General features: G+C 63.1%; 27 protein-coding genes. 7 read left to right on the forward strand and 20 right to left on the reverse strand.

The window, feature by feature from the left end; all coding sequences use genetic code 11:
- The first annotated feature begins 65 nt into the window (after nucleotides 1-65).
- Nucleotides 66-566, forward strand: coding sequence for a DUF2938 domain-containing protein (locus D8767_RS09685; protein ID WP_016711714.1), 501 nt, complete (start codon nucleotides 66-68; stop codon nucleotides 564-566).
- A 112-nt stretch (nucleotides 567-678) separates the two neighbouring features.
- On the opposite strand, the gene D8767_RS09690 is transcribed toward D8767_RS09685, so the two are convergent.
- The gene (locus D8767_RS09690) at nucleotides 679-1,446 is read right to left on the reverse strand and encodes an ABC transporter substrate-binding protein (protein ID WP_029380208.1); all 768 of its coding nucleotides are present in this window, start codon (nucleotides 1,444-1,446) and stop codon (nucleotides 679-681) included.
- Between the two features lie 124 nt (nucleotides 1,447-1,570).
- Here D8767_RS09690 and dnaX point away from each other — a divergent pair, with 124 nt between their 5' ends.
- The 3 genes from dnaX (at nucleotide 1,571) to recR (ending at nucleotide 4,798) form a co-directional block, all read left to right on the forward strand.
- A complete protein-coding gene (gene dnaX, locus D8767_RS09695; RefSeq protein ID WP_016711712.1) occupies nucleotides 1,571-3,652 on the forward strand; it encodes a DNA polymerase III subunit gamma/tau in 2,082 nt (693 codons plus the stop codon).
- Between the two features lie 64 nt (nucleotides 3,653-3,716).
- Entirely contained in the window at nucleotides 3,717-4,052 is a 336-nt protein-coding gene (locus tag D8767_RS09700; RefSeq protein ID WP_003254305.1) for a YbaB/EbfC family nucleoid-associated protein, read from the forward strand.
- Between the two features lie 143 nt (nucleotides 4,053-4,195).
- Nucleotides 4,196-4,798 (forward strand): recombination mediator RecR, encoded by a 603-nt coding sequence (gene recR, locus D8767_RS09705; protein WP_016711711.1) that lies wholly within the window; start codon nucleotides 4,196-4,198, stop codon nucleotides 4,796-4,798.
- Nucleotides 4,799-4,840: 42 nt separating this feature from the next.
- Here recR and D8767_RS09710 read toward each other — a convergent pair whose 3' ends face one another.
- The 16 genes from D8767_RS09710 to ccoN (D8767_RS09790) all read right to left on the reverse strand — a co-directional run bounded on the left by D8767_RS09710 (nucleotide 4,841) and on the right by ccoN (D8767_RS09790) (nucleotide 20,330).
- On the reverse strand, nucleotides 4,841-5,389 hold the full coding sequence (locus tag D8767_RS09710; protein ID WP_016711710.1) for an adenine phosphoribosyltransferase: 549 nt from the start codon (nucleotides 5,387-5,389) through the stop codon (nucleotides 4,841-4,843).
- A 55-nt stretch (nucleotides 5,390-5,444) separates the two neighbouring features.
- Complete coding sequence (fnrA, locus tag D8767_RS09715) at nucleotides 5,445-6,179, reverse strand: Crp/Fnr family transcriptional regulator FnrA (RefSeq protein WP_016711709.1); 735 nt, start codon at nucleotides 6,177-6,179, stop codon at nucleotides 5,445-5,447.
- A 186-nt stretch (nucleotides 6,180-6,365) separates the two neighbouring features.
- Nucleotides 6,366-7,748 carry an oxygen-independent coproporphyrinogen III oxidase gene (hemN, locus tag D8767_RS09720; protein WP_016711708.1) on the reverse strand — a complete coding sequence of 461 codons (1,383 nt, stop codon included), beginning with the start codon at nucleotides 7,746-7,748 and terminating at the stop codon, nucleotides 6,366-6,368.
- A 104-nt stretch (nucleotides 7,749-7,852) separates the two neighbouring features.
- A complete protein-coding gene (locus D8767_RS09725) occupies nucleotides 7,853-8,536 on the reverse strand; it encodes a sulfite exporter TauE/SafE family protein (protein WP_016711707.1) in 684 nt (227 codons plus the stop codon).
- Nucleotides 8,529-8,744 (reverse strand): cbb3-type cytochrome oxidase assembly protein CcoS, encoded by a 216-nt coding sequence (gene ccoS, locus D8767_RS09730; RefSeq protein WP_016711706.1) that lies wholly within the window; start codon nucleotides 8,742-8,744, stop codon nucleotides 8,529-8,531. Before ccoS ends, D8767_RS09725 begins: the two co-directional genes overlap by 8 nt.
- Nucleotides 8,723-11,197: a heavy metal translocating P-type ATPase gene (locus tag D8767_RS09735; RefSeq protein WP_016711705.1), complete on the reverse strand. Its 2,475-nt coding sequence runs from the start codon at nucleotides 11,195-11,197 to the stop codon at nucleotides 8,723-8,725. The genes ccoS and D8767_RS09735 overlap by 22 nt, the downstream gene beginning before the upstream one ends.
- A 142-nt stretch (nucleotides 11,198-11,339) precedes the next feature.
- Nucleotides 11,340-11,867, reverse strand: coding sequence for a FixH family protein (locus D8767_RS09740; RefSeq protein WP_016711704.1), 528 nt, complete (start codon nucleotides 11,865-11,867; stop codon nucleotides 11,340-11,342).
- 15 nt (nucleotides 11,868-11,882) lie between these two features.
- Nucleotides 11,883-13,298 carry a cytochrome c oxidase accessory protein CcoG gene (ccoG, locus tag D8767_RS09745; protein WP_025754789.1) on the reverse strand — a complete coding sequence of 472 codons (1,416 nt, stop codon included), beginning with the start codon at nucleotides 13,296-13,298 and terminating at the stop codon, nucleotides 11,883-11,885.
- Nucleotides 13,299-13,556: 258 nt separating this feature from the next.
- Nucleotides 13,557-14,534: a cytochrome-c oxidase, cbb3-type subunit III gene (gene ccoP / locus D8767_RS09750; RefSeq protein WP_016711702.1), complete on the reverse strand. Its 978-nt coding sequence runs from the start codon at nucleotides 14,532-14,534 to the stop codon at nucleotides 13,557-13,559.
- Nucleotides 14,531-14,722, reverse strand: a complete 192-nt coding sequence (locus D8767_RS09755) for a CcoQ/FixQ family Cbb3-type cytochrome c oxidase assembly chaperone (protein ID WP_003254287.1) — start codon at nucleotides 14,720-14,722, stop codon at nucleotides 14,531-14,533. Before D8767_RS09755 ends, ccoP (D8767_RS09750) begins: the two co-directional genes overlap by 4 nt.
- 5 nt (nucleotides 14,723-14,727) lie before the next feature.
- Nucleotides 14,728-15,336 carry a cytochrome-c oxidase, cbb3-type subunit II gene (gene ccoO, locus D8767_RS09760; RefSeq protein WP_016488340.1) on the reverse strand — a complete coding sequence of 203 codons (609 nt, stop codon included), beginning with the start codon at nucleotides 15,334-15,336 and terminating at the stop codon, nucleotides 14,728-14,730.
- A complete protein-coding gene (gene ccoN / locus D8767_RS09765) occupies nucleotides 15,336-16,778 on the reverse strand; it encodes a cytochrome-c oxidase, cbb3-type subunit I (RefSeq protein WP_003254284.1) in 1,443 nt (480 codons plus the stop codon). The genes ccoO (D8767_RS09760) and ccoN (D8767_RS09765) overlap by 1 nt, the downstream gene beginning before the upstream one ends.
- 367 nt (nucleotides 16,779-17,145) lie before the next feature.
- Nucleotides 17,146-18,087 carry a cytochrome-c oxidase, cbb3-type subunit III gene (gene ccoP / locus D8767_RS09775; protein WP_028699380.1) on the reverse strand — a complete coding sequence of 314 codons (942 nt, stop codon included), beginning with the start codon at nucleotides 18,085-18,087 and terminating at the stop codon, nucleotides 17,146-17,148.
- A complete protein-coding gene (locus tag D8767_RS09780) occupies nucleotides 18,084-18,278 on the reverse strand; it encodes a cbb3-type cytochrome c oxidase subunit 3 (protein ID WP_016711696.1) in 195 nt (64 codons plus the stop codon). Before D8767_RS09780 ends, ccoP (D8767_RS09775) begins: the two co-directional genes overlap by 4 nt.
- 5 nt (nucleotides 18,279-18,283) lie before the next feature.
- The gene (gene ccoO, locus D8767_RS09785; protein WP_063977297.1) at nucleotides 18,284-18,892 is read right to left on the reverse strand and encodes a cytochrome-c oxidase, cbb3-type subunit II; all 609 of its coding nucleotides are present in this window, start codon (nucleotides 18,890-18,892) and stop codon (nucleotides 18,284-18,286) included.
- A gap of 13 nt (nucleotides 18,893-18,905) precedes the next feature.
- A complete protein-coding gene (gene ccoN / locus D8767_RS09790) occupies nucleotides 18,906-20,330 on the reverse strand; it encodes a cytochrome-c oxidase, cbb3-type subunit I (protein ID WP_016711694.1) in 1,425 nt (474 codons plus the stop codon).
- Between the two features lie 50 nt (nucleotides 20,331-20,380).
- Between ccoN (D8767_RS09790) and D8767_RS09795 the strand changes: the two genes are divergently transcribed.
- Nucleotides 20,381-21,076, forward strand: a complete 696-nt coding sequence (locus tag D8767_RS09795) for an alpha/beta family hydrolase (protein ID WP_027615217.1) — start codon at nucleotides 20,381-20,383, stop codon at nucleotides 21,074-21,076.
- Between the two features lie 51 nt (nucleotides 21,077-21,127).
- On the opposite strand, the gene D8767_RS09800 is transcribed toward D8767_RS09795, so the two are convergent.
- Both D8767_RS09800 and D8767_RS09805 read right to left on the reverse strand, forming a co-directional pair.
- Nucleotides 21,128-21,412 (reverse strand): pyrimidine/purine nucleoside phosphorylase, encoded by a 285-nt coding sequence (locus D8767_RS09800; protein ID WP_016711692.1) that lies wholly within the window; start codon nucleotides 21,410-21,412, stop codon nucleotides 21,128-21,130.
- 73 nt (nucleotides 21,413-21,485) lie between these two features.
- Nucleotides 21,486-22,037, reverse strand: a complete 552-nt coding sequence (locus tag D8767_RS09805) for an exonuclease domain-containing protein (RefSeq protein ID WP_016711691.1) — start codon at nucleotides 22,035-22,037, stop codon at nucleotides 21,486-21,488.
- A 171-nt stretch (nucleotides 22,038-22,208) separates the two neighbouring features.
- On the opposite strand from D8767_RS09805, the gene D8767_RS09810 reads away from it, so the two are divergent.
- Together D8767_RS09810 and D8767_RS09815 are read left to right on the forward strand one after the other, a co-directional pair.
- A complete protein-coding gene (locus D8767_RS09810; protein ID WP_016711690.1) occupies nucleotides 22,209-23,009 on the forward strand; it encodes an ABC transporter substrate-binding protein in 801 nt (266 codons plus the stop codon).
- A gap of 63 nt (nucleotides 23,010-23,072) precedes the next feature.
- Nucleotides 23,073-24,086, forward strand: coding sequence for a GNAT family N-acetyltransferase (locus D8767_RS09815; protein ID WP_016711689.1), 1,014 nt, complete (start codon nucleotides 23,073-23,075; stop codon nucleotides 24,084-24,086).
- Between the two features lie 32 nt (nucleotides 24,087-24,118).
- Here the strand turns inward: D8767_RS09815 and D8767_RS09820 are convergent, their stop codons facing one another.
- Nucleotides 24,119-24,649 (reverse strand): RNA polymerase factor sigma-70, encoded by a 531-nt coding sequence (locus D8767_RS09820; protein ID WP_016711688.1) that lies wholly within the window; start codon nucleotides 24,647-24,649, stop codon nucleotides 24,119-24,121.
- Nucleotides 24,650-24,903 lie beyond the last annotated feature (254 nt).

Consider the following 24,903-nt stretch of genomic DNA (forward strand, 5'->3'; position numbering starts at 1 on the left):
AAGTTGACTTCAACTTCTATGCTGCGCGTCATGGTGATGACCGTCAATCTTCGAGGGCTTGTTCTATGACGATTACTGCGATGTTTTCAGCTGCATTGCCGATTGGCATGGGTGCCACGGTGGTGATGGACGTGTGGGGGCTGCTGCTGCGGCGCTTGGGTGTTGCCACGCTTGATTTCGCCATGATTGGGCGTTGGGCGGGGCATTTGCTTAACGGTCGTGTACTGCATCAGGCGATTGCCAAAGCCGAACCCGTGCGATATGAGTTGGCGTGGGGGTGGGTGATTCATTACGCCATCGGTGTGCTGTTCGCAATGCTGCTGGTTGTGATCGTAGGGGAGGGCTGGTTGCTGTCGCCTACTTTGTTACCTGCAGCAGTTGTTGGCGTGGGTACGGTCGTGGCACCGTTGTGTTTAATGCAGCCGGCGATGGGGGCGGGGTTCTTTGCGTCCAGGACGCCGAAGCCTGTGCGAAACTGTCTTAAGAGCCTGGCCACGCATCTTGTGTTTGGCGTGGGGATGTTCTTGAGTGCGGGATTGCTGGCATCGGGCTGGCTTATCAAGTGACGGCGAATGCGCTTGGGTTAGTCGCTGACTATGTTCCACCCGTGGCAAGAGCGGTATCGCTGTCTTCCAATAGCGGTTGTAGTCAGATTGCCTGCTTGCTTGCTGACGCAGATCAGGGGTGAGCTACAGTCATGGGGGCCGGATTGTCTATCCCCCCATACCGCTGCATTATTCGCTCGACCTCCCCCGATTGCTTCAGTCGCACCAGCGCCCGCAGCACTCCCTGGGTCGGTATCGCCGGGTCATTGCGCACCATGCACCCCAGGTCCTGTTCCTCCAGCACTGCCAAGCCCTGCAGTTGCTGTTCTGCCGGCAAGCCCTGGTTGAACCACTGCAAAGACAGTTGATTGCTCACTGCATGCCGGTACCGACCCGCATGCAGTTTCTGCAGCACCAGCAACTGGCTGCGGCTGTCTTCACGGCGCAACTGGCCCTGATCCAGCAGCGGCTGCAGGGTCGAGTAGGTGTAACCCAGTACCGTGCCGATAGCCTGGGGTGGCAGTTGCTCCGGGGGCATTGGGGTGCTGTCGCCGACACGACCCACCAACACGTCACGCTGGCGTATCAGCGGGATACTCCAGACAAAATCCCCGGGGCGGTCATTGAACCACTGGGTGCTGACATAGCAGCGCACATCGATATCGCCGTTGTTCATGGCCTCCTGCAGGCGAAGGCGGGCCATAACGTGATACTGGGGGCGTACGCCCACTTCCTTGGCCAGCGCTTGTATCAGGTCATACACCAGGCCTTCCACCGGCTGGTCGCCTTCTATGCGTACTAGCGGCATGCTCCAGCTCTCTGCAACGGAGAAGCGCAGCACGGGCTGTTCAGCCAGGCTGTGCATGGGCCAGAGCAGTAGCAGGGCCAGCAAACTTCGCAAAGGCGTATCCTCCCTGAACAACGCGCCTGCCTCAAAGCTTAGACGACTCGCGCAGGGTGCAATTTTGCCCCCGCTCCGCTAGCATTAGCGCTCTTCCGCTCTATCAGGCTACGATGGTTTTTCGATGAGTTATCAGGTTCTTGCACGTAAATGGCGTCCGCGCTCGTTCCGCGAAATGGTCGGCCAGGCCCATGTGCTCAAGGCCTTGATCAATGCCTTGGACAACCAGCGCCTGCACCACGCCTACCTGTTCACCGGTACCCGCGGCGTGGGCAAGACGACCATCGCCCGTATCATCGCCAAGTGCCTTAACTGCGAAACCGGCATCACCTCCACGCCGTGCGGCACCTGTTCGGTGTGCCGGGAGATCGACGAAGGCCGTTTCGTCGACCTGATCGAAATCGACGCCGCCAGCCGTACCAAGGTCGAGGACACCCGCGAACTGCTCGACAACGTGCAGTACGCCCCGAGCCGTGGGCGCTTCAAGGTCTACCTGATCGACGAAGTGCACATGCTCTCGACGCACTCGTTCAACGCCTTGCTCAAGACGCTGGAAGAGCCGCCGCCCTACGTCAAGTTCATCCTCGCCACCACCGACCCGCAGAAACTGCCGGCCACCATCCTGTCGCGCTGCCTGCAGTTCTCGCTGAAAAACATGAGCCCGGAGCGGGTAGTGGAGCACCTCAGCCACGTACTGGCTGCCGAAAACGTGCCGTTCGAACCGGATGCCCTGTGGCTGCTTGGCCGCGCGGCCGATGGTTCGATGCGTGACGCCATGAGCCTGACCGACCAGGCCATCGCCTTTGGCGAAGGCAAAGTGCTGGCCGCTGATGTGCGGGCGATGCTTGGCAGCCTGGATCATGGTCAGGTCTATGGCGTGCTGCAGGCCTTGCTGGAAGGCGATGCCCGGGCGTTGCTGGAGGCCGTGCGCAACCTGGCCGAGCAAGGGCCGGACTGGGCTGGCGTGTTGGCCGAGATGCTCAATGTGCTGCACCGCGTGGCCATTGCCCAGGCGCTGCCCGAAGCCGTGGACAACGGCCAGGGCGATCGCGAGCGGGTACTGGCGCTGGCCTCGGCGCTGCCGGCCGAAGACGTGCAGTTCTATTACCAGATGGGCCTGATTGGCCGCCGAGACCTGCCGTTGGCCCCGGACCCGCGTGGCGGCTTCGAAATGGTGCTGCTACGCATGCTGGCGTTCCGCCCGGCCGATACCGATGAAGCGCCGAAACCGGTGCTAAAGCCAGCGGGGATCAGCCAGGCCACAGCTGATCCTGCAACGCCGGTGGCAGCGCCAGCGGTAGCCGTGGCGCCGCCTGTCACGGTTGCGGCAGACCCTGTTGTGCCGGCTGTGGCGCCGCAGGCCCAGGAACCTGCGACGGTCGAGGCTGCACCCCAGCCTGTGGTCGAGCCCGTTGTGGTAGCCGAACCTGTTCCGGTCGCAGAGCCCGAGCCCGAACCTGAGCCTCAAACCGAAGCTGAGGCAGAGGAGGTGCTCGACCTACCGTGGGAGGCGCCAGCAACGGCCGTCGCGCCGGTCGTGGCTGAGCCTGCTGCAGCACCTGTTACCCTGGTGGCGCCCCAACAGGCCGCGCCGGCCCATGACCTTGAGCCGCCTTTCGATCCGTCCGCCTACGCTTCAGTAGGCATGGACCGCGACGATGAGCCGCCGCTGGACGAAGATTATTACGGTGGCGAAAGCGACCCGGTCGGCTTCAGCTACCTGGACGAGCTGGCTGAGCACATCCAGGAAGAGACACCCAAGCCATTGGCCGAACCGCTGCCTGCGGCCAAACCGGCCACTGGCCTTGCCCTGCAATGGCTGGAATTATTCCCGCAGTTGCCTGTGTCCGGGATGACAGGCAACATCGCGGCAAACTGTACGCTGATTGCTGCCGATGGCGACGATTGGCTGTTGCACCTGGACCCTGGCCAAGGTGCGTTGTTCAACGCCACCCAGCAGCGGCGCCTGAACGAAGCGCTCAACCAGCACCTGGGGCGCACGCTGAACCTGCGCATCGAGTTGATCCTGCCCGAGCAGGAAACCCCGGCTCAGGCCGCCGCGCGCAAGCGCGCCGAGCGCCAGCAGGACGCGGTCACCTCGATCGAGCAGGATCCGTTGATCCAGCAGATGATCAAGTTGTTCGGTGCCAAGGTGCGGCAGGATACTATTGAGCCTGTAGAGGCCCTGGCCAATCAGGGCCAGTAACGGATAACCATGCGGCCGGCCCTGCGCCGGGCCGCATCACATGACCCAATCGAGGTATACCCCCATGATGAAAGGTGGCATGGCCGGCCTGATGAAGCAGGCCCAGCAGATGCAGGAAAAGATGCAGAAGATGCAGGAAGAGCTGGCCAACGCTGAAGTCACCGGCCAGTCCGGCGGTGGTCTGGTGAGCGTGGTGATGACCGGTCGTCACGACGTCAAGCGTGTCAGCATCGACCAGAGCCTGATGTCGACCGACGAGGACGACAAGGAAGTGCTGGAAGACCTGATCGCCGCCGCGCTGAACGATGCGGTGCGCAAGGTTGAGCAGAGCAGCCAGGAAAAGATGGGCGGCATGACGGCTGGCATGCAACTGCCGCCGGGCTTCAAGATGCCGTTCTAAGGGCATTGCCATACCGAAAACCGCCGCTGAATCCAGCGGCGGTTTTTTTTGCAAAGATTTCACCCACGGCGCGGTCTACTGATTTGACGCCACTGCCCTCGCTGGGTATAAACCGCCTCTTATTGAATTGTCAGGCCTTTCTCATGAGCTTCAGCCCCCTCATCCGCCAACTGATCGACGGCCTGCGTATTCTGCCCGGTGTCGGCCAGAAAACCGCCCAGCGCATGGCCCTGCAACTGCTCGAGCGCGACCGCAGTGGCGGGCTGCGCCTGGCTCAAGCGTTGACCCAGGCCATGGAAGGTGTAGGCCATTGCCGTCAGTGCCGTACCCTGACCGAGCAGGAGCTGTGCCCGCAATGCGCCGACATACGCCGTGATGACACCCAGCTGTGCGTGGTCGAGGGGCCGACCGATGTGTATGCAGTGGAGCAGACCGGCTACCGTGGTCGTTACTTCGTGCTCAAGGGCCACCTGTCGCCGCTGGATGGCCTGGGGCCGGAGGCGATTGGCATTCCGCAACTGATGGCGCGTATCGAGGAGCAGGGCACCTTTACCGAGGTGATCCTGGCGACCAACCCGACGGTGGAGGGGGAGGCGACAGCGCATTACATTGCGCAGTTGTTGAGCGAGAAGGGGTTGGTGGCTTCGCGGATTGCCCATGGGGTGCCGCTGGGCGGAGAGCTGGAGCTGGTGGATGGCGGGACCTTGGCCCATGCATTCGCAGGGCGGCGGCCGATTTCGCTCTGATTTGGAAATGCAGGGGGCTGCGAAGCAGCCCCAAAAACCGACTCAGTATTCGCTGAGGGAAAACTCGGTCAGGCAGAAGGTAGGCACACCCGCCGCCTGCAGCCGGCGTGACCCGTCCAGCTCTGGCAGGTCAATGATTGCCGCCGCCTCGAACACCTGCGCCCCGGTACGACGTACCAGGTTGGCCGCCGCCAGCAAGGTACCGCCCGTGGCGATCAAGTCATCGAAGATCAGCACCGAATCACCTTCGCACAGGCTGTCGGCGTGCACTTCCAGGAAGGCCTCGCCGTACTCGGTCTGGTAGCCCTCGCTCAGCACGTCAGCCGGCAGTTTGCCTTGCTTGCGGAACAGGATCAGCGGCTTGTTCAGCTGGTGGGCGATGATCGAACCAATCAGAAAGCCCCGCGCATCCATGGCACCAATGTGGCTGAACTCGGCCTCGACATAGCGCTCGATGAACTGGTCGGCCACATAGCGCAGCCCGCGCGGCGACTGGAACAGCGGGGTAATGTCGCGGAAGATCACGCCTGGCTTGGGGAAGTCCACTACCGGGCGGATGAGGGCTTTGAGGTCGAAGGTGTCGCTGTGCATTGTTGCGGGTATCCTGGGAAAACGAATGCCCAAGTATACCCGCTAAACGCTGACCTCAGGCCTCGATTGCACCGCCGGCCAGCGCACACAGCTGGATTGGGTCGAGAATGTGCACTTCCTTGCCTTCGGCGCGGATCAGGCCATTCTGCTGGAACCGGGTGAACACCCGCGAAACGGTTTCCACCGCCAGTCCCAGATAATTACCGATTTCGTTGCGCGACATGCTCAGGCGGAACTGGTTGGCCGAATAGCCGCGGGCGCGGAAGCGCGCCGACAGGTTGACCAGGAAGGTGGCAATGCGCTCGTCAGCGGTTTTTTTCGACAGCAGCAGCATCATTTGCTGGTCGTCGCGGATTTCACGGCTCATGACCCGCATCAGCTGGCGGCGTAGCTGCGGCAGCTGTACCGACAGCTCGTCGAGGCGCTCGAAGGGAATCTCGCACACGGAAGTGGTTTCCTGAGCCTGCGCCGATACCGGGTAGGCCTCGGTGTCCATGCCCGACAGCCCGACCAGCTCGCTGGGCAGGTGGAAGCCGGTAATCTGCTCTTCGCCGCTGTCGCTGAGGCTGAAAGTTTTCAGGGCGCCGGAACGTACCGCGTAGACCGAGCCGAAATTGTCACCCTGGCGGAACAGAAACTCGCCTTTTTTCAGCGGACGGCCGCGTTTGACGATTTCATCCAGTGCATCCATGTCTTCCAGGTTCAGCGAAAGAGGCAGGCACAGGGGGGCCAGGCTGCAGTCCTTGCAGTGGGCCTGGTTGTGTGGGCGCAGTTTGACTGGCTCGGACATTTGAATCGATCCTTGTGGGAAAGCACACATAAGTCGTAAGGGTAACCTACGACGCAGGGTGTAGGCCAGTGTGCGCGTTTTTGGTGCGCACTGGCGAAACCCCGGCAGGTGCCCTGCCGGGAGTCTTTGTGCGCCCATAGTGTGCCCGGCAAGGAAACTTGTCCATGCGGTTGAACGCCTCGGTTTTCAGATCACCCGCGAGAAGCGCTGGCGGTTTTGCATGGCCAGGTAGGCGTCGAACACCATGCACACCGAGCGTGCCAGCAAGCGGCCCGCCGGCAAGATGCGGATGCCTTTGTCGTCCAGGCTGATCAGGCCGTCGCGCTGCAAGGTCAGCAGCTCGGGCCAGAGGTCATTGAAGTAACCGCGAAAATCAAGGGTGAAGGCCTGCTCGATCGGCTCGAAATCCAGCTCGAAATGGCAAATCAGTTGCTGGATCACCGCACGCCGCACTCGGTCGTCGTGGTTGCACAGCAGGCCGCGCTGGGTGGCCAGCTGTGCGTTGGACAGGCTGTCCTGGTAGGTGTTGAGGTCGCTGCTGTTCTGGCAGTACAGGTCGCCGATCTGGCTGATGGCCGACACGCCCAGGCCAATCAGGTCGCAATGCCCGTGGGTGGTGTAGCCCTGGAAGTTGCGCTGCAGGGTGCCTTCTTCCTGGGCAATGGCCAGCTCGTCGTCGGGCAGGGCGAAGTGGTCCATGCCGATGTAGCGGTAACCGGCGGCGGTCAGTTGGTCGATGGTGGCGTGCAGCATCTCCAGCTTGGCCGCCGCGCTGGGCAGGTCGTTGTTGTCGATACGCCGCTGCGGCATGAAGCGCTCGGGCAGGTGGGCGTAGTTGAACACCGACAGCCGGTCGGGCTGCAAGCGGATCACCTCTTCGACGGTGCGGGCAAAGCCTTCCGGGGTTTGCTTGGGCAGGCCGTAGATCAGGTCGAGGTTGATCGAGCGGAACTGCAACGTGCGTGCAGCTTCGATCAAGGTACGGGTTTGCTCAAGGCTTTGCAGGCGGTTGACCGCACGCTGCACGGCCGGATCAAGGTCCTGCACGCCCAGGCTGACGCGGTTGAAACCCAGCTCGCGCAGCAGGCCCATGGTCGACCAGTCGGCTTCGCGGGGGTCGATTTCGATGCCATAGTCGCCAGAATCGTCGTCCAGCAGGTGGAAGTGCTGGCGCAGGGTGGCCATCAGCTGGCGCAGTTCCACATGGCTGAGAAAGGTCGGCGTGCCGCCGCCAAAATGCAGCTGTTCAACACGTTGTTTAGGGGCCAGGTGGCAGGCGATCAGCTGGATTTCCTGCTCCAGGCGCTGCAAATAGGGCGCAGCGCGGGCGCGGTCCTTGGTGATGACCTTGTTGCAAGCGCAGTAGTAGCAGATGTTGGCGCAGAACGGCACATGCACGTACAGCGACAGCGGGCGCACGGCTCGACGGCTCTCGCGCAGGGCATGGAGCAGGTCGAACGAGCCCACCTCGCTGTGCAGTTGCACGGCGGTCGGGTAAGAGGTGTAGCGTGGTCCGGCCAGATCGTAGCGGCGGATCAGGTCGGTATCCCAACGTAGGTCGTCGAGCATGAGGGCGGTCCCCGGAAAGAGCAGCAGTGCACCGGAGTCTATGGCCGTCTGTAGGAAACTGTGTTGATTTGTATCAAGGGCATTGGGGCGTCAAAGCAGCTCCATCAATGCCCCATCAGCCAATGCTGGTGCGGCCCGGGCAGGGTCCACACCCCAAACAGCATCACCAACACCCCGCCAGCCATCCGCACACTGCGCCGTCTCAACAAAGCGTTTACCCGCTCCGCCGCCAACCCGGTAGCCAGCAGCACTGGCCAGGTCCCCACCCCGAACGCCAGCATCAACGCCGCGCTATACCCGGCGTTGCCTTGGCTTGCCGCCCACAACAGGGTGCTGTACACCAACCCGCACGGCAGCCACCCCCACAGCGCGCCCAGCAATAATGCCCGGGGCAGGCTGGATACCGGCAGCAAGCGCGAAGCGACCGGCTGGATGTGCCGCCACAGGCCCCGGCCCAGCGCTTCGATGCGGGTCAGCCCGCTCCACCAGCCGGCCAGGTACAGGCCCATGGCAATCAGCAGCAGTGCCGCCAGCACCCGCAGTGCCAGTGCTGCCGGGCTGCTGGCCACGGCCCAGCCGGCCAGGCCCAGCAACAGGCCGGCACAGGCATAGCTGGTAATGCGCCCGAGGTTGTACGCCAGCAGCAGGCGCAAGCGCCGGCCACGCTGTTCGGGCGGGATGGCCAGGGTCAGCGCGCCCATCAGGCCGCCGCACATACCCAGGCAATGGCCGCCGCCAAGCAGGCCAAGAACCAGTGCCGAGCCCAGCAGGGGAAGCAGGTCAGGCACGGGGTGGTGGTTCCTTGTCGGTGTCGGCCTGCGCGTCTTCAGGCTTTACCGCCGCCTGGTGGCGCGGGTCCTGGTCGTCGAAGAGGATGCTATGGGCGGGGCCTTCTAGGTCGTCGTACTGGCCGCTGTCCACCGCCCAGAAGAAGATGTACACGGCCACGCCGACCAGCAGCAAAGCGGCGGGGATCATGACATAGAGGGCGGGCATGGCGACTTCCTCCCGGGCAGGGGTGCTTCGGTTTTCGGCAAGGCTGCTGCCGGGGGCATGCGGGTCAGGCGCAGGGCATTGAGCACCACGATCAGCGAGCTGACCGACATGCCGATGGCGGCCCACACCGGGGTAATCCAGCCGAGCGCGGCAAACGGCAACATCAGGCCATTATACAGCGACGCCCACAGCAGGTTTTCGAGGATATTGCGGCGGGTGCGGCGGGCCAGGTCGAAGGCCTGCACCAGTGCCTGAAGGCGGTTGGACAGCAGCACGGCATCGGCGCTGGTCTTGGCAAGATCCGTGGCACTGCCCATGGCGATGCTGATATCGGCGGCGGCCAGCACTGGCACGTCGTTGACCCCGTCACCCAGCATCAGCACCTTGCTTCCGGCTGCCTGCAACGCTTTCAGCCGGTCCAGCTTGTCGTCCGGGCGCAGGCCGCCAATGGCCTGGTCGATACCCAGCTGCGCGGCCACTTCGGCGACCATCGGCGAGCTGTCGCCCGACAGCAGCAGCGTACGCCAGCCACGGGCCTTGCAGGCGGCGAGCAGGGCTGGGGCATCGTCGCGCAGGCGGTCGTCCAGGCCGAACCAGGCCAGCGGCCCCTGGCGGTCACCCAGCAGCAACCACTGGCCACGCGGTTCCGGCACGCCGGGGATCTGCGCGCCGCTCAGGGCACAGACGAAGGTGGCCTGGCCAATGCGCAGGCGCTGGCCGTCCACCAGGCCTTCCAGGCCCAGGCCGGGAACGGTCTGCACATCATCCGCGGGTGTGGCGGTACGGCCAAAGGCGCGGGCGATGGGGTGTTCGGAGCGGTTTTCCAGCGCGGCTGCCAAGGCCAGGCAGCGGTCGGCGGGCAGGCTGCCGAGTGGGCGGATGCTGCGCAGGGTTAGGCGGCCTTCGGTCAGTGTGCCGGTCTTGTCGAAAATCACCGTGTCGATCTGGTTCAGGCCTTCCAGCACATGGCCACGGGTGACCAGCAGGCCGAGCTTGTGCAGGGTGCCGGTGGCGGCGGTCAGCGCCGTTGGCGTGGCCAGGGACAGCGCGCAAGGGCAGGTGGCTACCAGCATCGCCAGCACGATCCAGAACGCCCGCGCAGGGTCCAGGTACCACCACCATAGGCCGATGGCCACGGCGGCCAGCAACGAGAACAGCAGGAACCACTGCGAGGCCCGGTCGGCGATTTCGGCCAGGCGTGGTTTTTCGGTTTGCGCACGTTCCAGCAGGCGCACGATGGCCGACAGCCGCGAATCGTGGCCCAATGCTTCAATCTCCACGTTCAGCGTGCTTTCGACGTTCAGCGTACCGCCGGTGACCCGTTCGCCCACCCGGCGCGGTTGTGGCAGGTATTCGCCGGTCAGCAGCGATTCATCCACACTGGAGCGGCCTTCGACAATGCGCCCGTCGGCGGGGATCACGGCGCCCGGCAGTACTTGCACCGTGTCACCACACTGCAGTTCGCTGAGCAGGATGCGTTCGCTGCGGCCGATGGCGTCGAGGCGCAGGCATGAGGCTGGCAGCAGGTTGACCAGTTGCGCGGTGGCGGCGGCAGTGCGTTCGCGGGCGCGGCGCTCCAGGTAGCGGCCGGTGAGCAGGAACAAGGCGAACATACCCACGGTGTCGAAATACAGCTCGCCACTGCCGGTGATGGCGGTCCAGATGCCGGCGCCGAAGGCCAGGCCAATGGCCAGCGACACCGAAACGTCCATGGTCAGGTGGCGGGTGCGCAGGTCGCGTGCTGCGCCTTTGAAGAACGGCGCGCAGCTGTAGAACACGATGGGGATGGTGAGAAACAGCGCCACCCAGCGCAGGATGGTGTGCAGTTCAGGCGACAGGTCGATGTTGAATTCCGGCCAGGTGGCCATGGTTGCCATCATCGCCTGGAACCACAGCAACCCGGCCACGCCCAGGCGGCGCAGGGCGCTACGGTTCTCGCGGGCCAGCTGTTCGGCCGCCTGGTCGGGTTGGTAGGGGTGGGCGGCGTAGCCGATCTGGCGCAGCTCGGCCAGCAGGCGGGAGAGCGGCTGTTGCTTGTCGTCCCAGTTCAGCAGCAGGCGGTGGTTGGACAGGTTCAGGCGGGCTTCGGCGACGCCGGGCAGGTTGCGCAGGTGCTTTTCGATCAGCCAGCCGCAGGCGGCGCAGCTGATGCCTTCGACCAGCAGGGTGGTTTCGGCCAGCTCGCCCTGGTGGCGCACGAAGCTTTGCTGCACGTCGCTACGGTCGTACAGGGCCAGCTCGTCTTGCAGCTGTTTGGGCAAGGCTTCGGGGTTGGCGCTGTTGTCGCTGCGGTGCTGGTAGTAGTGCTCCAGGCCACCGGCGACGATCGACTCGGCCACCGCCTGGCAACCGGGGCAGCAGAACTGCCGAGGCTGGCCAAGGACCACGGCGGTGAAGCGGCTGCCAGCGGGGACGGGCAGGGCGCAGTGGTAGCAGGGGGTGGGTTGGGTCATAAGGCGAACACGCATTGGCTGACAGGAGCGGACCCTGTGGGAGCGGGCTTGCCCCGCGAATGGGCCGGTACAGGCAACATCATATGCAGGTCTGGCCCCTTCGCGGGACAAGCCCGCTCCCACAGGTATGAAGGTGATGCGGCTATTGGTGTTCGGCACCTTGCAGCGCTTCGTCACCCAGCTGCAAGGTCACACCATGCTCTACTTTTTCCTCTTCGAACAAGCGCCACACCTGGCCACCTTCGCTACCCAGCAGCTCAACAAAGCGCCGCCCGTCCACCTTGTCCTCCAGTTGCCCCATATAACGCCCTGCTTCAACCCGGCTCAGCAGCACCCTGCGGTCTTTCTCCGGCTGGGTAGGCGAAATCAGGTTCAGCTCCAGGCTCTGCGGGCCGCTGTTGCCGGTCAGGCGCAGGTCCACTTCGCCTGTGAGCTCGTCCAGGTGCACGCTGGCCTTCAGCCCCAGCTGCTGCGCCAGCAGTTCGCGGTCCAGCGAGCGGTTGATGCCCTTGCCGGCCTCGTAGTAGTTGTCGTTCACCAGGTTGTCCGGGTTGTTCACGGCGATACTGACCATGGTCAGGCTCAGGCACACGGAGGTGGTGAGGATGCCGATGATGATCCAGGGCCAGAGGTGCTTGTACCAGGGGCTGGCGGCGGTGGCGACAGGCATTGTGCGTTATCTCTCTTAGCGGATCTGTGGGCCGATGAAACGGCTCTTGGCTTCAACCTGAGCGTCACTGTCGTCGGCGCTTTTGAGGATGAAGGTGATTTCGTTGGTGGTCGAGGGCAGCTTCTCGGGGGCGACCGACAGCTGCACCGGCAGGCTGACGATATCACCGGCAGCCACGCGGATCTCGCGCTGGCCCTCAAGCTTGAGGTCTGGCAGGCCGGCGGCGTCCAGTACGTAGACGTGGTCGCGCTGGTCCTTGTTCATCACCTTCAGGCTGTACACGTTCTCGATCCTGCCCTGGGCGTTCTCGCGGTACAGCACGCGGTCCTTGCTGACGTCGAAGCCGACCAGCGAGCGGGTGGCGAAGGCGGTGGCCAGGCCGATGATCATCACCAGCAGCACCACGGCATAGCCGATCAGGCGCGGGCGCAGCATGTGGGTCTTCTGCCCGGACAGGTTGTGTTCGGTGGTGTAGCTGATGAGCCCTTTGGGGTAGTTCATCTTGTCCATGATGTTGTCACAGGCGTCGATGCACGCGGCGCAGCCGATGCACTCGATCTGCAGGCCGTCACGGATGTCGATGCCGGTAGGGCAGACCTGGACGCACAGGGTGCAGTCAATGCAGTCACCCAGCCCCTGTGCCTTGTAGTCGGCATCCTTTTTACGCGGGCCGCGGGTTTCGCCGCGGCGCGGGTCGTAGGAAACAATCAGCGTGTCCTTGTCGAACATCACGCTCTGGAAGCGGGCGTAGGGGCACATGTAAACGCACACCTGTTCGCGCAGCCAGCCGGCGTTGCCGTAGGTGGCGAGGGTGAAGAACCCGACCCAGAAGTAGGCCCAGCCATCGGCCTGGCCGGTGAAGAACTCGATGACCAGTTCGCGGATGGGCGAGAAGTAGCCCACAAAGGTCATGCCAGTGACGAAGCCGATCAGCAGCCACAGGCTGTGCTTGGCGAATTTGCGCAGGAACTTGTTGCCGCTCATGGGGGCTTTGTCGAGCTTCATGCGCTGGTTGCGGTCGCCTTCGGTGACCTTTTCGCACCACATGAAAATCCATGTCCACACGCTTTGCGGGCAGGTGTAGCCGCACCACACCCGGCCGGCGAACACTGTGATGAAGAACAGGCCGAAGGCGGCGACGATCAGGATGCCCGACAGCAGGATGAAGTCCTGTGGCCAGATGGTGGCGCCGAAAATGTAGAACTTGCGCTCGGGCAGGTTCCACCACACGGCCTGGTGACCACCCCAGTTCAGCCATACGGTGCCGAAGTACAGCAGGAACAACACGGCACCGCCGACCATGCGCAGGCGGCGGAACAGGCCGGTGAAGGCGCGGGTGTAGATCTTTTCCCGGGAGGCGTAGAGGTCGACGGAATCCTTCCCTTTGCTGGCAGGCGGGGTGACGTCATGTACCGGAATTTGCTTGCTCATCATCAAGTCCCACGGCAGTGGAGAAAAGCCGCGGCCAGTGCGTGCCGGCCGCAGTCTCGCGCAATCTGCTAGCGCTCTACGGCCCATGATACGCCGCTGATGGCGGTATGGGGTCGCACTGCGACCTTTAGTCGCGTTGGGTTTGTGGTGTGAATCGTGTTATGGCGGGTGTCAATTGATCCAGGTCATCAGCCTGCAAGAAATGCTTGGCTGTACCGGCCTCTTCGCGGGCTTGCCCGCGAAGAGGCCAGGCCTGCCTTACTCGGCCTTGGCCGGTTCAGCCTGGTGCGACAGGCTATACACATAAGCCGCCAGCAAGTGCACCTTGTCATTACCCTGCAACTGTTCCTGCGCAGGCATCTGCCCTTGGCGACCATAACGGATGGTCTGTTGCAGCTGGGCAAAGCTGGACCCGTAGATGAACGCCTGCGGGTGGGTCAGGTTCGGCGCACCCATGGCCGGTGTGCCTTTGCCTTCCGGCCCGTGGCAGGCCACGCAGTTGGCGGCGAAGATCTTCTGACCGTTCTCGGCATCGGCCTTGACGCCTTCCGGCAGGGTGCGGCCATCCAGCTTGCTGACCACGAACGCTGCCACGTCGGCCACGCCCTGATCACCGATCACCTCGGCCCAGGCCGGCATCACGCCGTGGCGGCCGCCCATGATGGTGGTCTTGATGGTGTCGGGCTCGCCGCCCCAGCGCCAGTCGTTGTCGGTGAGGTTAGGGAAGCCGAAGGCACCCTTGGCGTCGGAGCCGTGGCACACCGAGCAGTTGGAGGCGAACAGCCGCGCGCCCATTTTCAGCGCCTGCGGGTCCTTGGCCACGTCCTCGATGGGCATGGCGGCGAACTTGGCGAAGATCGGCCCGAAGCGGGCGTCGGCCTTGGCCATTTCCTTTTCCCACTCATGCACGCCGGTCCAGCCCGGCTGGCCGTTGGAAAACTCGGTCTGCTTGTCGTTGTCCAGGTACGAGTAGCCCGGCAGCACGCCTTTCCAGTTGCCCAGGCCCGGGTACAGCACCAGGTAGCCAAGGGCGAAGATGATGGTGCCGACGAACAGCCAGAACCACCATTTCGGCAGCGGGTTGTCATATTCCTCGATGCCATCGAAGGCATGCCCGACGGTTTCGTCGGTCACCTCTTCGCGCTGGCCCTTGCGGGTGGACAGCAGCAGCCAGGTCAACGAGAAGATGGTGCCCAGGGTCAGGACGGTAACGTACAGACTCCAGAAGGTTGTCATTGTTGTTTGCTCCCAGAAGCTTTTGCTTGCTCGACGTGCCGGGTGGCCTCGGGGTCATCCGCGAAGGGCAGTTGGGTCGCTTCGTCGAAGTCCTTTTTACGCCGTGGGTTGAACACCCACAGCGCCAGGCCCACGAACGCCACCATCACCACGACGGTGCCCAGGCCGCGAATCATCCCGATATCCATCAGCGTCACCGTTTGCTTTTGATGATGGTGCCAAGACCTTGCAGGTACGCGACGATGGCGTCCATTTCGGTCTTGCCCTTGACCGCGTCACGCGCGCCGGCAATGTCGGCGTCGGTGTACGGGGTGCCGAGTGTGCGCAGCACTTCCAGTTTTTTCGCGGTGTCCTTGCCGTCGAGCTTGTTCTCGACCAGCCACGGGTAGGACGGCATCTTCGATTCCGGTACCACGTTGCGCGGGTTGTACAGGTGCGCACGGTGCCAGTCATCGGAGTAGCGGCCACCCACGCGGGCCAGGTCCGGCCCGGTGCGCTTGGAGCCCCACAGGAACGGGTGGTCCCACACGCTTTCGCCGGCTACCGAGTAGTGGCCGTAGCGCTCGGTTTCGGCGCGGAACGGGCGGATCATCTGCGAGTGGCAGCCCACGCAGCCTTCGCGGATGTAGATATCGCGGCCTTCAACTTCCAGCGCGGTGCGCGGCTTCATGCCTTCAACGGGTTTGTTGGTGACGTCCTGGAAAAACAGCGGGACGATCTGGGTCAGGCCACCGACGCTCACGGCGATGACCATGAAGAAGGCCAGCAGGCCTATGTTCTTCTCGACGGCTTCATGCTTCATCAGTGCGCTCCCACAACGACGATCTTGGCGGCTTCCTCAGCCTGTGCCGGGTTGGCGGCACGTACGGTACGGAACACGTTGTAGGCCATCAGCAGCATGCCGCTGGCGAAGAACGCACCGCCCAGGGCACGGACGATATAGCCAGGGTGGCTGGCCTGCAGGGCTTCGACGAAGGAGTAGGTGAGGGTGCCGTCATCGTTGATGGCGCGCCACATCAGGCCTTGGGTGATGCCGTTGACCCACATCGAGGCGATATACAGCACGGTACCGATGGTGGCGAGCCAGAAGTGCGCGTTGATCAGGCCGATGCTGTGCATCTGCTCGCGGCCGTAGAGTTTCGGGATCATGTGGTACACGGCACCGATCGAGATCATGGCTACCCAGCCGAGGGCGCCGGCGTGGACGTGGCCGATGGTCCAGTCGGTGTAGTGCGACAGCGAGTTCACGGTCTTGATGGCCATCATCGGGCCTTCGAAGGTGGACATGCCGTAGAACGCCAGCGAAACGACCAAAAAGCGCAGAATCGGGTCGGTACGCAGTTTGTGCCAGGCGCCCGACAGGGTCATCATGCCGTTGATCATGCCGCCCCAGCTTGGCGCCAGCAGGATGATCGACATCACCATGCCCAGCGACTGTGCCCAGTCAGGCAGGGCGGTGTAGTGCAGGTGGTGAGGGCCGGCCCAGATGTACAGGGTGATCAGCGCCCAGAAGTGCACGATCGACAGGCGATACGAGTAGATCGGTCGCTCGGCCTGCTTGGGCACGAAGTAGTACATCATCCCCAGGAAGCCGGTGGTGAGGAAGAAGCCCACGGCGTTGTGGCCGTACCACCACTGGATCATCGCGTCGGTGGCACCGGAGTAGGCCGAGTACGACTTGAACAGGCTCACCGGCAGCGAGATGTGGTTGACGATGTGCAGCATCGCGGTCACCACGATGAAGGCGCCGTAGAACCAGTTGCCGACATAGATGTGCTTGGTCTTGCGCTTGACGATGGTGCCAAAGAACACCAACCCGTAGGTCACCCAGACGATGGCCAGCAGGATCGCCAGCGGCCACTCGAGCTCGGCGTATTCCTTGGTGGTGGTGTAGCCCATCGGCAGGGTGATCAGCGCGCCGACGATCACCGCCTGCCAACCCCAGAAGGTGAAGGCCGCCATGCTGTCGGAGATCAGCCGGGTCTGGCAGGTGCGCTGCACCACGTAGTAGCTGGTGCCGAACAGCGCACAGCCCCCGAAGGCGAAGATCACCAGGTTGGTGTGCAGCGGGCGCAGGCGGCCGAAGCTGGTCCAGGGCAGGTCGAGGTTCAGTTGCGGCCATACCAGCTGCGAGGCGATGAAGACGCCGAGGCCCATGCCAAGGATCCCCCAGACCACCGTCATGATGGCGAACTGGCGGACGACCTTATAGTTATAAGCAGTCGGACTGATTGCTGTGCTCATGCTAAGGTTCCACGGTTTTGATGTTCTTGTTGGTCGAAAAATCGGCGCCAGTATTGATAACCATCAGGGTTACCGCAACGCAACTTTGGTACGCCGACCCGTGTCCGAGCCCGTTCGCTGATGTCCCGCAGCGATCGGGTCCGGACGATTGTACACAAATAAATATTTGTAATGTGTACCGTTTTTCATCTTTTTCTGATCGATCGGTCAGGCTTTTTACCGGGACGGCGACAGGCTATGCGCCGCGTCTGCATCGGTCCATTCGGAGCGAAGCCCACTGAGGCAACAAGCTTAGTTCTGTTCGGAGGGGGTGCAAGGGAGGGAGTACGGCGGGGGAGAGCTGGGGCCGCAACGCGGCCCCGAGGTATTACTTGGCAGTCACAGTTTCAGCTGCGCCATCTTGCGACAGGCTATACACATAAGCCGCCAGCAGGTGCACTTTGTCATTCCCTTGGATCTCGGCCTGCGCCGGCATCTGCCCTTGGCGACCATAGCGAATGGTCTGTTGCAGCTGGGCAAAGCTCGACCCATAGATGAACGCCTGTGGGTGGGTCAGGTCTGGCGCGCCCATGGCGGGAGTGCCTTTGCCTTCCGGTCCGTGGCAGGCCACGCAGTTGCCGGCGAAGATCTCCTTGCCCTTGGCCGGGTCGGCCTTGGCGCCTTCCGGCAGGCTGCGGCCGTCCATGCTGGTCAGCACAAACGCGGCCACATCGGCCACACCCTGCTCGCCGATCACCTCGGCCCAGGCCGGCATCACACCATGGCGGCCGTTCATGATCGACGCCTTGATGGTTTCTGCATCGCCGCCCCAGCGCCAGTCCTTGTCGGTGAGGTTGGGGAAGCCGAAGGCACCCTTGGCGTCCGAGCCATGGCACACCGAGCAGTTGGAGGCAAACAGGCGGCCGCCCATTTTCAGCGCTTGCGGGTCCTTGGCGACTTCTTCCACGGGCATGGCGGCGTACTTGGCGAAGATCGGGCCAAATCGGGCATCGGCCTTGTCCATCTCCTTCTGCCATTCGTTGGCGCCAGTCCAGCCGTTTTCATAACCCGGCAAGATGCCTTTCCAGTTGCCCAGGCCCGGGTAGAGGATCAGGTAGCCGACCGAGAACACCAGGGTGCCGACGAACAGCCAGAACCACCACTTGGGCAGCGGGTTGTCGTACTCCTCGATGCCGTCGAAGCTGTGGCCCATGGTCTGGTCAGTGGTGTTCTTGCTCTCGCCCTTGCGGGTGGCGAGCAGCAGCCAGGTCAGGCCAATCAGGCTACCGATGGTCAGTACGCTGATGTACGTACTCCAGAAGGTGGTCATTGCCCGTTACTCCTTTTTGCAGCAGGTTCCTGCCCGGCAGGGGGCAGGCGGTCGTCGACGAAGGGCAGCAGGCGCGCTTCGGCGAAATCACGGTCGCGGCGACGGTTGAATACCCACAGCGAGAGGCCGATGAAGGCGATCATCACCACCAGGGTGCCCAGGCCGCGGATCATGCCGATGTCCAGTTCCATCGCACTCACCTCTTGTTCTTGATTGCGGTGCCGAGCACCTGCAGGTAGGCGACCAGCGCGTCCATCTCGGTCTTACCCTTGACCGCGTCACGGGCGCCGGCAATGTCAGCGTCGGAGTACGGTACGCCCAGGGTGCGCAGGGTGCGCATCTTGGTGTCGGTGTGGCTGTTGTCGACCTGCTGGGCGACCAGCCACGGGTACGACGGCATCTTCGACTCCGGTACCACGTTGCGCGGGTTGTACAGGTGCGCGCGGTGCCAGTCGTCCGAGTAGCGGCCACCGACACGGGCCAGGTCCGGCCCGGTACGCTTGGAACCCCACAGGAACGGGTGGTCCCATACGCTTTCGCCGGCTACCGAGTAGTGGCCGTAGCGCTCGGTTTCGGCGCGGAACGGGCGGATCATCTGCGAGTGGCAGCCCACGCAGCCTTCACGGATGTAGATATCGCGGCCTTCCAGCTGCAGCGCGGTGTAGGGTTTCATGCCTTCCACGGGCTTGTTGGTGACGTCCTGGAAGAACAGCGGGACGATCTGGGTCAGGCCGCCGATGCTGACGGCGAACACCATCAGCAGGGCCATCAGGCCGACGTTTTTCTCGATGACTTCATGTTTCATCAGGCGTTTCTCCTCAAGCCAACTGGGCGTTCGCAGGGGCGACGTCAAGCGATGGCGAACGCACGGTGCGCCAGGTGTTCCAGGCCATCAGGAACATGCCGCTGAGGAAGATCGCGCCGCCAACGAAGCGCACGACAAAGCCTGGGTGGCTGGCCACCAGGGTTTCCACGAACGAGTAGGTGAGCGTGCCGTCGCTGTTGACCGCGCGCCACATCAGGCCCTGGGCAATGCCGTTGACCCACATCGAGGCGATGTACAGCACGGTGCCGATGGTGGCCAGCCAGAAGTGCGCGTTGATCAGGCCGAGGCTGTACATCCGCTCTTTGCCGAACACTTTCGGGATGGTGTGGTACAGCGCGCCGATCGAGATCATCGCCACCCAGCCGAGGGCGCCGGCGTGCACGTGGCCGATGGTCCAGTCGGTGTAGTGGGACAGTGCGTTGACCGTCTTGATGGCCATCATCGGGCCTTCGAAGGTGGACATGCCGTAGAACGCCAGCGACACCACCAAAAAGCGCAGGATCGGGTCGCTGCGCAGTTTGTGCCAAGCGCCCGACAGGGTCATCATGCCGTTGATCATGCCGCCCCAGCTCGGTGCCAGCAGGATCAGCGACATCACCATGCCCAGCGATTGCGCCCAGTCGGGCAGGGCGGTGTAGTGCAGGTGGTGCGGGCCGGCCCAGATGTACAGGGTGATCAGCGCCCAGAAGTGCACGATCGACAAGCGATAGGAATACACCGGGCGTTCGGCCTGCTTGGGCACGTAGTAGTACATCATCCCCAGGAAGCCCGCAGTCAGGAAGAAGCCCACCGCGTTGTGGCCGTACCACCACTGCACCATGGCGTCGGTAGCGCCGGCGTACACCGAATACGACTTGGTCAGGCTGACCGGCAGTTCCAGGTTGTTGACGATGTGCAGCAACGCCACGGTCAGGATGAAGGCCCCGAAGAACCAGTTACCCACGTAGATGTGCTTGGTGTTGCGCTTCATCAGCGTGCCGAAGAACACGATGGCGTAGGCCACCCAGACGATGGTGATCAGGATGTCGATCGGCCATTCCAGTTCGGCGTATTCCTTGGAGCTGGTGTAGCCCAGCGGCAGGCTGATGGCCGCCAGCAGGATCACCAGTTGCCAGCCCCAGAAGGTGAACGCGGCCAGGCCCGGTGCGAACAGGGTGGTCTGGCAGGTGCGTTGCACCGAATAATAGGAGGTGGCGAACAGCGCGCAGCCGCCGAACGCGAAGATCACCGCATTGGTATGCAGGGGGCGCAGGCGGCCGAAGCTGGTCCAGGGGAGGTCGAAGTTGAGGGAAGGCCAGGCGAGCTGGGCGGCGATGAAGACGCCGAGCCCCATCCCGACGATTCCCCACACCACCGTCATGATGGCGAATTGGCGGACCACCTTGTAGTTATAGGCGGTACTGCTGGTTGTGTTCATGTATGGGTTCCCATCCACGGTTATTTGGCAGGCTTTACAGCGAGGCAAGCATGATTAATGGGCAAAGTGCCGGTATTGACGGGGATCAATGGGCGAAGGTCGGAAATGTCCCAGGCTTGCGCTGCGATCCTCCACAGGCTGAAGGTAAAGACGGCTACAAGGGCTGCCTGATCCTGGCCCATGGCGCAGGTGCGCCGATGGACAGCGGGTTCATGGACGAAATGGCGCAAAGGCTTGCGGCACTTGGCGTGGCGGTCGTGCGCTTCGAGTTCCCGTACATGGCCGAGCGCAGGGTTACCGGTGGCAAGCGGCCGCCGAACCCGCAGAAGGTGTTACTGGAATGCTGGCGCGAGGTGTACCGGCAGGTGCGACCTTTGGTCGCGGGCAGGTTGGCGGTGGGTGGCAAGTCCATGGGCGGGCGCATGGCCAGCCTGCTGGCCGACGAACTGGGTGCGGATGCACTGGTGTGCCTGGGCTATCCCTTTTACGCGGTGGGTAAACCTGAGAAGCCGCGCGTGGAGCACCTGGCCGGGTTGAAAACACCGACGTTGATCGTGCAGGGCGAGCGCGATGCGCTGGGCAACCGTGAGGCGGTGGCAGGGTATGCGTTGTCGCCGGCGATCGAGGTGAGCTGGCTAGTGGCGGGGGACCATGACCTGAAGCCGTTGAAGGCTTCGGGGTTCAGCCATGAGCAGCATTTGCAGGCGGCGGCTGAAAAGGTTGCGGCATTCCTGAAGGGTTGTTAATGCTGGATTCTTCGCGGGCGAGCCCGCGAAGAGGCCGGATCGGGCTACGGCTTAGTCGCGGTACTCGCACAGGTAGGCGGTATCCACTTTCACCTGCAGCTGGAACTTGCTGTCAGCCGGTACATTGAACTTGTCGCCCGCCTTGAAGGTTTCCCAGTTGGCGCTGCCTGGCAGCTTCACGGTCAGCGCCCCCGACACCACATGCATGATCTCGCGTTTGGCGGTACCGAACTCGTATTCGCCCGGGGCCATCACGCCGACAGTGGCCGGGCCTTCTTCGCCCGCGAATGCGATCGACTTGACGGTGCCGTTGAAGTACTCGTTGACCTGGAACATGGGCGACTCCTGAACAGGGTGATGAAAAAGGGCTGGCCAGTATGCCCAAGCCCATTGCCTGCGTCATCTGCTTTCAGGGGCCATTGGCGGGGAGCGTCAGCGGCAGCAACCGCGCCGTATTGCGCGCGTCTTCCAGCGCCCTGTGCTGCTGCCCGCAAAAGTGCATGCCGGCCAGTTGCAAGGCCCCGTTCAAACCCGTGGGGCGTTGCAGGTGGCGGGCTTTGGCAAAGCGCTGTTTGAGGTTGATGTGCGGCAGGGTGCGCAGCAGGCTGTCGAGCCCGTGCTGCTGCCATTCCTGGTGCAGTTGCTGGCGGTCGTAGTCGCCCCAGCTGACCCAGGCCTGAAGCTGCCCACGGTGGTGCCCGAGCCAGCGCTCGAAGCTTGCCCACACCTCGTGAAACGGTGCGGCGCCGTCCACGCAGGCCTGGCTGATGTGCGTCAGCTCACGGCAGAACGGGGTAAGCTGCGGACGCCGCCGTGGCCGCACAAAACGCTGGAAATGGTCGACCTCGCGGCCTTCGCGGGTGACCAGGCTTGCGCCGATTTCAATGATTTCCATCTCTGTGACCGGCCACCCACCATCGTCGGTGGTGGCTTCCAGGTCGATCACCAACCAATGGCCCATACCAGGCTCCCTTGCAGATCCTGCTAGAGCGTAGCCAATGTCTGGGCATACGGCACCCTATGGCATTTTGCCGCCTGCTTTGGCACAAAGACTGGGAACCGGCAGTTGTGCCGCCAAGGGAAAACGCCTAGCTTAGACGGACCCAGGCATGAACCGTGATGAGTGTCCGTCTTGACTCCAGCGCCCGGCCTCAAGGCCCTGTCCTCCCTGATGCTGCTGGCCGTGTACTGGTTGGCGGTGCCGGCATGGGCCGCAGATGCCGTCGAGGTGAAGATCGGCGCTGCGCACTTCCCGCCTTACACGGTACGCCCCGAACAGGGGGCCGACACCGGCCTGCTGCCGCAATTGGTCGACGCGCTCAACCGCTTGCAACAGGGTTACCACTTTGTCCTGGTGCCCACGTCCATCCAGCGGCGTTTTGGTGACTTCCAGCAGGGCCGCACCGACATGGCCATTTTCGAGAACCCGCAATGGGGCTGGGAGCAGATTGCCCACCAGACCGTGGACATGGGCCTGGAAGATGCCGAAGTGTTCGTCGCCCGCCAGGCCAATGGCCGTGACCCGCATTACTTCGACGACCTGAGTGGCAAACGCCTGGCCTTGTTCAACGGCTACCACTACGCGTTCGCCCGCTTCAACTCCGACCCGGACTACCTGCGCAAGGCGTACAACGCGACCTTGACCTACTCCCATGACAGTAACCTGCTGATGGTACAGGCCGGTCGCGCCGACATCGCCCTGGTCACACGCTCCTACCTCAGCGACTTCATGGCGCGCAACCCGGCCAGCAAGGCGCAGCTGGTGCCTTCGCAACGCATTGACCAGTTGTATCACCACTACGCCTTGCTGCGCCCGGGGGCGCCTATCGGCGAGCAGTCGTTCGCCGGCCTGCTGCGAGACCTGCGTGACAGCGGTGAGCTGGCACGGATCTTCGAGCCTTACCGCATCACGGTTTCGGCCCCGAAAGACTAAATTCATGCGCCATGGCAACGTTCTCAGCAGTGAGCCTTTTCTTCATTTTCGTGAGTCAAGCCCATGCCGTTCGATGCCGCTTCGCAGCCCATGTCACCGCCACGCTGGCGCCACCTCAGTGCCGAGGAGGGGGGCGGCTGGCTGAGCCTTACCCTTGAAGGCCGGCCGTTGATCCAAGTGCGCCTGGAGGCCGGTGCCACCTTGCATGTTCACCTTGAACGCCTATGCCCCGAGCGCCCGTACCAGGCCTTGTGGGCTGCCTGCTACTGGTTGCTGTCTCGCGACACGGCCTGCCAGCGCCTGGTCTGGCACTTGCCCGAGGCACAGCCTCAGGCGCTGGCTTGTGGTTTGCTGCGGGTGGGCGAGCAGCCTGGCCAATACCTGTGCGAGCGGTCGTTGTTCTGGCAGTTGCCGCAGCCTTGGCTGGGGGAGTCGGTGGCGGCGGTGTACCCGCAGCAGATGCAGATCAGCAACGGCAAACGCCACCCACGCCGCGCGCCCAAGCCGCGTGGTGAGGTGTACCGGCGCTTCGATGCGCGCCTGGGCAGTTGGGTGTCGTTGCGCACCCTGGAGATCGAGCACGACCTGGAGCGTTTCAACCGCTGGCAGAACAACCCACGGGTAGAGGCATTCTGGCAGGAAGGCGGTACGCTGGCGCAGCATCGTGAATACCTGGACAAACTCGAAGCCGACCCGCATACCCTGACGCTGATCGGCTGCTTTGATGATGAGCCGTTTGCCTACTTCGAGGCGTACTGGGCCAAGGAAGACCGTATTGCACCGTTCTACCCGGCCGATGACTACGACCGTGGCATCCACATGCTGGTCGGCGAAGAGAGCCATCGCGGGCCACACAAAGTGGCCAGCTGGCTGTCGGCGCTGGTGCACTACCTGTTCCTGGATGACCCGCGTACCCAGCGGGTGGTGGCTGAGCCGCGCGCCGACAACGGCAAGATGATCGGCTACATGCAGGACCAGTGCTTCCATTGCGACAAGGAGTTCGACTTCCCGCACAAGCGGGCGGCGTTGATGATTCTGGGGCGGGAACGCTTCTTCGATCGCTGCAAACTGGCTTGAGGGCCATGGGGCCGCTTAGCGGCCCCGTAAGATCAGCCTTGGCGATTGGCCGTCTTGCGGCAATGCACCAGTGCATCGCGGATCATGAAGTTGACCAGTGTCGGCGACACGCCCAGCTCCTTGGCGATGTCTTTCTGCGGCACGCCATGCAGGCGGTACATCTCGAAGGCGTAGCGGGTGCGCTGCGGCAGCTCGTTCAGCGCCTCGGCGATGTCATCCAGCGCGGCGAGGTTGATGTGCGTGGCTTCGGGCGAGGCGTTCTGGATGACCACATTCAGGCCTTCCTCCTCGCTGCCGGAGTATTTCAGCTCCATCGCCTGCTTGCGGTAATGGTCGATCGCCAGGTTGCGCACGATCTGGAACAGGTAGCTGAGCTGCGCCTTGAACGACGATGTGATCTGCGGGGCGGCGCTGAGCCGGAAGAAGGCGTCCTGCACCACATCTTCGGCGCGCGAGCGGCAGCCGGTAATGCGCGCAGCGATCTTGACCAGGATGCTGCGGTTGTCGACGAAGGCCTGCAGTAATGGTGAATCGCACTTACTTGTGGATAGTTGTTCCGCCATGGAAATCACCTTGTCACAGAGGAGAAAGGAGGCACCCAAGGCTGGGAAGCTTCCTACGACGTGCGACAAGCTATTCATAATGATAATAATTGTCAAATGCGAAACGTAATTAGTATCTGTATCTTTCAGTTCTAAGGGGCGCGAGCCTCTGTCCCGTTAATTTCTGCCCCCGCCCATCCGTTCCCCTGTGTACATCCTTGGTCGCCAATTGCTGCCCGCCACGTTCGCGTTGCAGCCGGCCCGACTCAACCAGA

Origin of the sequence: Pseudomonas sp. LTGT-11-2Z, from assembly GCF_003691445.1 — a bacterium.
GTDB classification, from domain to species: domain Bacteria; phylum Pseudomonadota; class Gammaproteobacteria; order Pseudomonadales; family Pseudomonadaceae; genus Aquipseudomonas; species Aquipseudomonas monteilii.

Bases quoted from the DNA above. Each gene is read 5' to 3' on its own strand.
- D8767_RS09685 (WP_016711714.1), top strand. From the start codon at position 66: ATGACGATTACTGCGATGTTTTCAGCTGCATTGCCGATTGGCATGGGT.
- dnaX (WP_016711712.1), top strand. From the start codon at position 1,571: ATGAGTTATCAGGTTCTTGCACGTAAATGGCGTCCGCGCTCGTTCCGC.
- D8767_RS09700 (WP_003254305.1), top strand. From the start codon at position 3,717: ATGATGAAAGGTGGCATGGCCGGCCTGATGAAGCAGGCCCAGCAGATG.
- recR (WP_016711711.1), top strand. From the start codon at position 4,196: ATGAGCTTCAGCCCCCTCATCCGCCAACTGATCGACGGCCTGCGTATT.
- D8767_RS09710 (WP_016711710.1), bottom strand. From the start codon at position 5,389: ATGCACAGCGACACCTTCGACCTCAAAGCCCTCATCCGCCCGGTAGTG.
- fnrA (WP_016711709.1), bottom strand. From the start codon at position 6,179: ATGTCCGAGCCAGTCAAACTGCGCCCACACAACCAGGCCCACTGCAAG.
- hemN (WP_016711708.1), bottom strand. From the start codon at position 7,748: ATGCTCGACGACCTACGTTGGGATACCGACCTGATCCGCCGCTACGAT.
- ccoS (WP_016711706.1), bottom strand. From the start codon at position 8,744: ATGCCCGCCCTCTATGTCATGATCCCCGCCGCTTTGCTGCTGGTCGGC.
- D8767_RS09735 (WP_016711705.1), bottom strand. From the start codon at position 11,197: ATGACCCAACCCACCCCCTGCTACCACTGCGCCCTGCCCGTCCCCGCT.
- D8767_RS09740 (WP_016711704.1), bottom strand. From the start codon at position 11,867: ATGCCTGTCGCCACCGCCGCCAGCCCCTGGTACAAGCACCTCTGGCCC.
- ccoG (WP_025754789.1), bottom strand. From the start codon at position 13,298: ATGAGCAAGCAAATTCCGGTACATGACGTCACCCCGCCTGCCAGCAAA.
- ccoP (WP_016711702.1), bottom strand. From the start codon at position 14,534: ATGACAACCTTCTGGAGTCTGTACGTTACCGTCCTGACCCTGGGCACC.
- D8767_RS09755 (WP_003254287.1), bottom strand. From the start codon at position 14,722: ATGGATATCGGGATGATTCGCGGCCTGGGCACCGTCGTGGTGATGGTG.
- ccoO (WP_016488340.1), bottom strand. From the start codon at position 15,336: ATGAAGCATGAAGCCGTCGAGAAGAACATAGGCCTGCTGGCCTTCTTC.
- ccoN (WP_003254284.1), bottom strand. From the start codon at position 16,778: ATGAGCACAGCAATCAGTCCGACTGCTTATAACTATAAGGTCGTCCGC.
- ccoP (WP_028699380.1), bottom strand. From the start codon at position 18,087: ATGACCACCTTCTGGAGTACGTACATCAGCGTACTGACCATCGGTAGC.
- D8767_RS09780 (WP_016711696.1), bottom strand. From the start codon at position 18,278: ATGGAACTGGACATCGGCATGATCCGCGGCCTGGGCACCCTGGTGGTG.
- ccoO (WP_063977297.1), bottom strand. From the start codon at position 18,892: ATGAAACATGAAGTCATCGAGAAAAACGTCGGCCTGATGGCCCTGCTG.
- ccoN (WP_016711694.1), bottom strand. From the start codon at position 20,330: ATGAACACAACCAGCAGTACCGCCTATAACTACAAGGTGGTCCGCCAA.
- D8767_RS09795 (WP_027615217.1), top strand. From the start codon at position 20,381: ATGATTAATGGGCAAAGTGCCGGTATTGACGGGGATCAATGGGCGAAG.
- D8767_RS09800 (WP_016711692.1), bottom strand. From the start codon at position 21,412: ATGTTCCAGGTCAACGAGTACTTCAACGGCACCGTCAAGTCGATCGCA.
- D8767_RS09805 (WP_016711691.1), bottom strand. From the start codon at position 22,037: ATGGGCCATTGGTTGGTGATCGACCTGGAAGCCACCACCGACGATGGT.
- D8767_RS09815 (WP_016711689.1), top strand. From the start codon at position 23,073: ATGCCGTTCGATGCCGCTTCGCAGCCCATGTCACCGCCACGCTGGCGC.
- D8767_RS09820 (WP_016711688.1), bottom strand. From the start codon at position 24,649: ATGGCGGAACAACTATCCACAAGTAAGTGCGATTCACCATTACTGCAG.